This window comes from Neobacillus rhizosphaerae (genome assembly GCF_050477885.1).
GTDB classification, from domain to species: domain Bacteria; phylum Bacillota; class Bacilli; order Bacillales; family Cytobacillaceae; genus Neobacillus; species Neobacillus rhizosphaerae_A.
This window is the reverse complement of record NZ_JBCNAC010000097.1, coordinates 25987-32713: the sequence shown is the minus strand read 5'-3', so window position 1 is coordinate 32713 and position 6727 is coordinate 25987. Positions and strand designations below refer to the sequence as shown.

Genomic DNA, 6727 nt, shown 5'->3' with positions numbered 1-6727 from the left:
GGCGCTTGCGCTTTTCTTAATCGCCTATTGGCATCTTATTTTCATCCAGTGTAAATCCTTCTCCGTGAACATCATGAACGACCGAAATCGAAATAAATGCGTGTGGATCAACCGAAGTAATTAAATTTTTAAGTCGGATTAACTCATTTTTAGCTACAACACAATATAAAACGTCACGTTCGTTTTTAGTATAAGAACCGTAACCTTTAAGAGCAGTAACTCCTCGGTCCATTTCCTCCATAATTTTTTGGGCAATTTGTTCGTTACTTTCAGAGATAATCATGGCTCCTCTTGCAGAGTACGCCCCTTCTTGCATGAAATCTATGACCCTTGCTCCTACAAAAACAGCCACTAACGTATACATAGCTTCTTTATAATTTAAGTATAAAATTAATGAGAGCGTAATGACACAGGCATCAAAAAGGAACATCGTTTTGCCCATTCCCCAACCTAAAAACTTTTGGGCAAGCCTGGCGATAATATCAACGCCACCCGTCGTACCACCAAAACGAAAAATGATTCCTAAGCCAATCCCAGCGAAAACACCTGCAAATAAGGCGGCTAACGTTAAATCGCTCTTAAGGGGCATTTCAACAGGATTGCGTTGAAGTATCCATAGAAAAATGGAAACGCCAACGGTTCCGATGATTGTATATAAAAATGCATTTCTTCCTAGCATTTTCCAGCCGATAAAAAATAGGGGGATATTCAGGATTAGGTTTGTATAAGAGGGATTCCAGCCAAACAAAAAGTATAGCAATAGTGTTATCCCAGTGAAGCCGCCTTCAGCAAGTTTATTTTGCATATTAAAATTTACTAGTCCAAATGAAAAAATGGCAGCTCCTAATAAAATGAAAAGAATATTTTTTATTTTAAGACCAAATATCATGATCATGCCTCCTCTTCCATATATTTCTCTCTTATGGCGGTTCTTATTATAGCGAATTAATATGGTTAGAGCAATGCGAAGGCGAAAAGTGCCTGTTACAAACGAAAACATTTGTAAAACAGCCTTAATTTAGCTAACATAAAAAAAGATATATATAGTAATTAAGTAAGGTTTACTGGTGTTCAGGAAAAGAGGTGAAAATAAATGGTTGCTAAGTCAATGAAAGAACTCCAAAAAGAGGTTGATACATACATTGGGCAATTCAAAGAAGGCTATTTTAGTCCTTTGGCTATGCTTGCTAGACTGACTGAAGAATTGGGAGAGTTAGCGAGAGAGGTCAATCATTACTACGGTGAGAAACCAAAAAAGTCAAGTGAAACTGAAAAGGCCATAGAGGAAGAGCTTGGCGATCTTCTTTTTGTAATCATCTGTTTAGCTAATTCCTTACATATTGATCTGGAAGAGGCTCATGATATGGTCATGAACAAATTCAATACTAGGGATAAGGATCGCTGGACAAGAATTAATCAAGAAAATATGGAGTGAAGAAGATGAGTAAAGTTAAGATTATTATTGCTGGCCCTCGTGGACGTATGGGGAGCGAAGCTGTGAAGCTAGTAACAAATACAGAACAGTTTGAACTAGTAGCGGTACTTGATCATAAATTTGATGGGATGATGCTTAGTGATATTGAGGGGTTTCAATCAATATCAAGTGTGCCCGTATATACAGATATTGTGAGATGCCTTCAAAGTATAGAAGCAGATGTGTTAATTGATTTAACCACTCCAGAGGTTGGCATGTACCATGCCAAAACGGCACTGGAATTTAATGTCCGCCCTGTTGTTGGTACAACAGGTTTTTCCAAAGGAAATTTAGATGAATTACAGCAAATTTGTGAAGAAAAGCATTTAGGTTGTATTATCGCACCAAATTTTGCAATCGGTGCGGTTTTAATGATGAAGTTTTCGCAAATGGCTGCTAAATACTTTAACGATGTCGAAATTATTGAAATGCATCATGACCAAAAACTTGATGCCCCCTCTGGTACGGCAGTAAAAACAGCTGAGATGATCTCTGCTGTAAGAGATGCGAAGAGACAGGGGCATCCTAATGAAAAGGAAACAATAATTGGTGCACGTGGTGCAGAATTTGATGGAATGCACGTCCATTCCGTTCGATTGCCGGGATTGGTTGCACATCAGCAGGTTTTATTCGGTTCAGATGGTCAAACGTTAACCATTCGTCATGACTCTTACAACCGCAGCTCATTTATGTCAGGTGTAAAGGTAGCGGTAGAGTCAGTCATGAAGAATCCGTCCTTTGTTTATGGACTTGAAAATATTTTAGAATAGAGGTGAATTATGAACATTGCATTAATAGCGCATGATAATAAAAAAAATGATTTAGTACAATTTGTCACGGCATACCAAGTGATATTTGGGAAACACACTCTATTTGCTACTGGAACCACAGGATTGAGAATTAGCGAGGCCACCGGCTTACAAGTGACGCGTTTTCAATCAGGTCCGCTTGGTGGTGATCAGGAAATCGGTGCATTGATTGCAAAAAATAAAATGGATGCTATCTTCTTCTTTCGTGATCCACTAACAGCGCAGCCACATGAACCGGATGTGACCGCTTTGGTTAGATTATGTGATGTGTATGCTATCCCTCTAGCAACTAACATGGGTACGGCTGAATTACTGATTAGAGGTTTGGAGCTGGGGTTAATCGATTGGAGAAATATTGTAAAAAAGACTGGTGAAGAAAATGAAGGGTGAACTTTTACATATCCTAGCTTTTGGGGCCCATGCCGATGATGTAGAAATTGGCATGGCCGGAACCCTTTTGAAGCTTTCTTCAGAAGGAAAAAGGGTAGGAATTTGCGATTTAACGGATGCTAATCTTTCTTCTAATGGGAACGTTGAATTAAGAAAAGAAGAAGCAGCTCGTGCAGCAGACATTTTAGGTGTATCCTACAGAGCTTCCCTTTCAATGCCTGATCGAGGATTATTCTTAAATGAAGACTACATAAAAAAAATAGTAACTGTCATCAGAACACATAAACCCAAGATTGTATTTGCACCCTATTTTGAGGATCGCCACCCAGATCATGGCAATTGTTCCCGTCTTGTAGAGGAGGCGGTTTTTTCTGCAGGGATAAAAAAATATCATACAGGCGTAGAAATGGAACCACATCGAGTAGAGAAAGTATATTTCTATATGATAAATGGGTTTCATAAGCCTGACTTTACTATTGATATTTCTCCATTCATTGATAAAAAACTTTCTGCCCTACGTGCCTACCGGAGCCAGTTTGAACAGAGTGATCAAAGTATTGATACTCCATTAGTAAATGGATATATTGAAACGGTGGAAGCAAGAGAAAGAATGTTTGGAAAATTGGTCGGTGTAAGCTATGCAGAAGGATTTAAAACAAAAGTACCAGTACTCTTGGATCGTGATTTGATAGGAGATTAACCATAATGAAACTTAAAATAGGTATTACTTGTTATCCAACTGTGGGAGGGTCGGGAGTAGTAGCAACAGAGTTGGGTAAAATGCTTGCAGAAAGAGGACATGAAATTCATTTCATTTCTTCGAGCATGCCGTTTAGGCTAAACAAAATGTATCACAATATATATTACCATCAGGTTGAAGTTAATCAGTATTCGGTTTTTCAATACCCACCCTATGATATTGCATTAGCTAGTAAAATGGCGGAGGTTGCAAATCGAGAAAAACTGGATGTACTTCACGTCCATTACGCAATACCACATGCTGTTTGTGCTATATTAGCCAAACAAATGAGTAATCGTGATATTAAGATTGTCACCACCTTACATGGGACAGATATTACTGTGCTAGGTTATGATCCATCCTTAACGGATGCGATTAAATTTGGAATTGAAAAATCTGATGTTGTTACGGCTGTATCGAACGCATTAGTAAATCAAACGTATGAACTTATTCATCCGGATAAACAAATCGAAACCGTCTATAATTTTATAGATGAGCGGATTTACAAAAAGACTAATTCCTCATCCTTGAAAGCTGAATTTGAAATAAATGAGAACGAGAAAGTCATTATCCATGTTTCGAATTTTCGTGCCGTTAAAAGAGTTCAGGATGTCGTGAAAACTTTTGCGAAAATATCTGCAATCATGCCTGCTAAACTATTATTAGTCGGAGATGGTCCTGAAATATCCATAGTGTGTAAACTTGTTAAACAACTCGCACTGGAAGATCGGGTCATTTTTCTTGGTAAACAAGAGAATCTTGAGGAATTGTATTCCATCAGTGATTTAAAGTTATTGTTGTCTGAAAAGGAAAGCTTTGGGCTCGTGGCTTTAGAGGCTATGGCATGTGGGGTACCTTGCATTGGTACGAATGTTGGTGGAGTTCCAGAAGTCATTCAACATGGTCAAAACGGATTTATATGTGAGGTTGGAGATATAGAGGATATCTCCACTAAAGCGATATCATTGTTAAGTGATCGTCAACTTCATCTTGATTTTTCTAATCGTGCAATGGAAACAGTAAAAACAAAATTTATGGCCGACAAAATTGTAGAACAATACGAACAAATATATTTTAAATTAATGAATTAAGGTGAAGTGTATGATAGAACCTTTTTTATCAGCCATTCCTGTCCTAAAAATGCTAGAAGATGCTGGTTATGAAGCCTATTTTGTTGGCGGTTCGGTTAGAGATTACCTATTAAAAAAGCAAATTAGTGATGTGGATATTGCGACATCTGCAACTCCTGAAGAAGTGAAAAGAATCTTCTCTAAGACTGTTGATATTGGAATAGAACATGGAACAATCCTTGTTCTGTTCAATAATGGATCGTATGAGGTAACTACTTTTCGGTCTGAAGCAGAGTATCAGGATTTTCGTAGGCCGAAGGAGGTTTCCTTTATTCGTAATCTAACAGAAGATCTACAGAGAAGAGATTTTTCGATGAACGCGATTGCGATGGACCGAAATGGAATCATAATTGACCCGTTTGATGGACAGTCGGCAATAAGGAGAAAAGTCATTCAAACAGTTGGTCTAGCAGAGGAGCGTTTTCACGAGGATGCCTTAAGAATGATGAGAGCGGTACGCTTTGTAAGCCAGCTTTCCTTTACAATTGAACAGGAAACATTGAATGCCTTAAGAAAACATACACATTTACTTGAATATATAGCGATTGAACGTAAGAGAGTAGAATTTGAGAAACTGTTATCGGGGAGAAGTCGAAAGAAAGCTTTTCAGCTTTTGCTCGCTACTGATTTATATTCCTATTTGCCTGGAATGAGCAATAATAAGAAGCTTCTAGAAGAGATGGTAAACTATCAATGTGATCATTTAGGAAGTAAGGAAATGTGGTCCTTGCTAATTTATTGTTTAAAACTGGAAGGGAAAAAAGTCGAATCATTTTTAAGAGACTGGCGTCTTCCGTTAAAAGATATTAGGGATATCCAACTCATTTTACAATTTACTAGCATCAGACTAGAGAAAGAATGGTCTCTAAGTCAGTTATTTTCTGCTGGCCGGGATGTCCTAATCTCTGTTGAACGACTATACCGAGTAATAACGAACCAAATAGGTGATGAATCGGTTTGTTACTGGGTCGAACGCTATGAGGAGCTTCCAATTAAAGAACGCTCAGAAGTAACTGTAACTGGGACTGATATAATGAACTGGTTTAATAAAAGTGGCGGGCCATGGCTAAAAGAGACCATTTCTAAAATTGAGAATGCGATTTTAGAGGGAAGAGTGGTTAACGATAAACAGAAGATTAAGGAGTGGCTTACAGAGTGCAGTCGGAAATAAGAAAAGAATTGCTAGATGCCTTTACAAATTCACGTGAAGATTTTTTATCAGGACAACAGTTAGCAGAACTAATCGGCTGCTCAAGAACTGCTGTCTGGAAGCATATTGAGGAATTAAGAAAAGAAGGCTTTGAATTAGAGGCTGTTAGAAAAAAGGGATATCGCATTATTAAAACACCTGAAAAAATCACAGCAGATGAGATAAGATTGGGTTTAACGACAGAATTCATTGGCCGCGACATTCATTATGAAGAAAGTGTAGAATCTACCCAAAAGATTGCTCATCGCTTGGCCTCTGAGGATGTCCCAGAAGGAACCGTGATAATTGCGGAAGAACAACGATCAGGAAAAGGGAGAATGAGCAGGAAATGGCATTCTCCTAAATACACTGGAATCTGGATGAGTCTCATACTTCGTCCTAATATCCCGCTGACAAAAGCACCACAATTAACCCTCTTAACTGCTGTCGCAGCTGTCCAGGCCATTGAAGAGATGACTGGACTTAATCCAGAAATTAAGTGGCCTAACGATATTTTGCTAAATGGAAAAAAGATAACGGGAATATTGACAGAATTGCAGGCAGAAGCAGATCGAATTCATTCCATCATAATTGGTATTGGTATAAATGTTAATCAGAGGAAAGAAGACTTTCCAGAAGATATTCAAGAAACAGCGAGCTCTCTTTTTATAGAAAAAGGGAAAGTCGTCTCCCGTGCAGGATTGATTAGAAGTTTTTTTAAGCACTTCGAAAAATTATATTTGCTTTATTTAGAACAAGGCTTTCTCCCTATCAAAATACTATGGGAAAGTTATGCAGTCAGTATTGGCAGGATTCTAAGAGCAAGAACATTAACTTCAACTATTGAAGGTAGAGCGTTAGGGATTACAGATGATGGAGTATTAAAATTGGAGGATGAGACTGGTGTCATTCACCATATTTATTCAGCCGATATTGAATTATAAGGGCTGTGAGATAATACTTGCGTGAATCTTGTACTTTTTGTATGATAAAGTC

At 38.1% G+C, this 6727-nt stretch carries 8 protein-coding genes; 7 read left to right on the top strand and 1 reads right to left on the bottom strand.

Annotated features, from left to right (window positions below):
• Positions 1–16: 16 nt before the first annotated feature.
• A complete protein-coding gene (locus ABES03_RS13435; RefSeq protein WP_430117770.1) occupies positions 17–889 on the bottom strand; it encodes a YitT family protein in 873 nt (290 codons plus the stop codon).
• 204 nt (positions 890–1093) lie between these two features.
• On the opposite strand from ABES03_RS13435, the gene ABES03_RS13430 reads away from it, so the two are divergent.
• The 7 genes from ABES03_RS13430 to ABES03_RS13400 are packed head-to-tail and all read left to right on the top strand — an operon-like array spanning position 1094 to position 6675.
• A complete protein-coding gene (locus tag ABES03_RS13430) occupies positions 1094–1435 on the top strand; it encodes a nucleotide pyrophosphohydrolase (protein WP_430117769.1) in 342 nt (113 codons plus the stop codon).
• A 5-nt stretch (positions 1436–1440) separates the two neighbouring features.
• The gene (gene dapB, locus ABES03_RS13425; protein ID WP_430117768.1) at positions 1441–2244 is read left to right on the top strand and encodes a 4-hydroxy-tetrahydrodipicolinate reductase; all 804 of its coding nucleotides are present in this window, start codon (positions 1441–1443) and stop codon (positions 2242–2244) included.
• A gap of 9 nt (positions 2245–2253) precedes the next feature.
• Positions 2254–2673: a methylglyoxal synthase gene (gene mgsA, locus ABES03_RS13420; protein WP_430117767.1), complete on the top strand. Its 420-nt coding sequence runs from the start codon at positions 2254–2256 to the stop codon at positions 2671–2673.
• Positions 2663–3373 (top strand): bacillithiol biosynthesis deacetylase BshB1, encoded by a 711-nt coding sequence (gene bshB1 / locus ABES03_RS13415; RefSeq protein WP_430117766.1) that lies wholly within the window; start codon positions 2663–2665, stop codon positions 3371–3373. Before mgsA ends, bshB1 begins: the two co-directional genes overlap by 11 nt.
• Positions 3374–3378: 5 nt before the next feature.
• Positions 3379–4503, top strand: a complete 1125-nt coding sequence (gene bshA, locus ABES03_RS13410) for an N-acetyl-alpha-D-glucosaminyl L-malate synthase BshA (RefSeq protein WP_430117765.1) — start codon at positions 3379–3381, stop codon at positions 4501–4503.
• A 10-nt stretch (positions 4504–4513) separates the two neighbouring features.
• The gene (locus ABES03_RS13405; protein ID WP_430117764.1) at positions 4514–5713 is read left to right on the top strand and encodes a CCA tRNA nucleotidyltransferase; all 1200 of its coding nucleotides are present in this window, start codon (positions 4514–4516) and stop codon (positions 5711–5713) included.
• Complete coding sequence (locus tag ABES03_RS13400) at positions 5698–6675, top strand: biotin--[acetyl-CoA-carboxylase] ligase (protein WP_430117763.1); 978 nt, start codon at positions 5698–5700, stop codon at positions 6673–6675. The genes ABES03_RS13405 and ABES03_RS13400 overlap by 16 nt, the downstream gene beginning before the upstream one ends.
• The last annotated feature ends 52 nt before the right edge of the window (positions 6676–6727 follow it).

Coding starts and splice junctions, on each gene's coding strand:
- ABES03_RS13435 (WP_430117770.1), bottom strand. CDS start 889: ATGATATTTGGTCTTAAAATAAAAAATATTCTTTTCATTTTATTAGGA.
- ABES03_RS13430 (WP_430117769.1), top strand. CDS start 1,094: ATGGTTGCTAAGTCAATGAAAGAACTCCAAAAAGAGGTTGATACATAC.
- dapB (WP_430117768.1), top strand. CDS start 1,441: ATGAGTAAAGTTAAGATTATTATTGCTGGCCCTCGTGGACGTATGGGG.
- mgsA (WP_430117767.1), top strand. CDS start 2,254: ATGAACATTGCATTAATAGCGCATGATAATAAAAAAAATGATTTAGTA.
- bshB1 (WP_430117766.1), top strand. CDS start 2,663: ATGAAGGGTGAACTTTTACATATCCTAGCTTTTGGGGCCCATGCCGAT.
- bshA (WP_430117765.1), top strand. CDS start 3,379: ATGAAACTTAAAATAGGTATTACTTGTTATCCAACTGTGGGAGGGTCG.
- ABES03_RS13405 (WP_430117764.1), top strand. CDS start 4,514: ATGATAGAACCTTTTTTATCAGCCATTCCTGTCCTAAAAATGCTAGAA.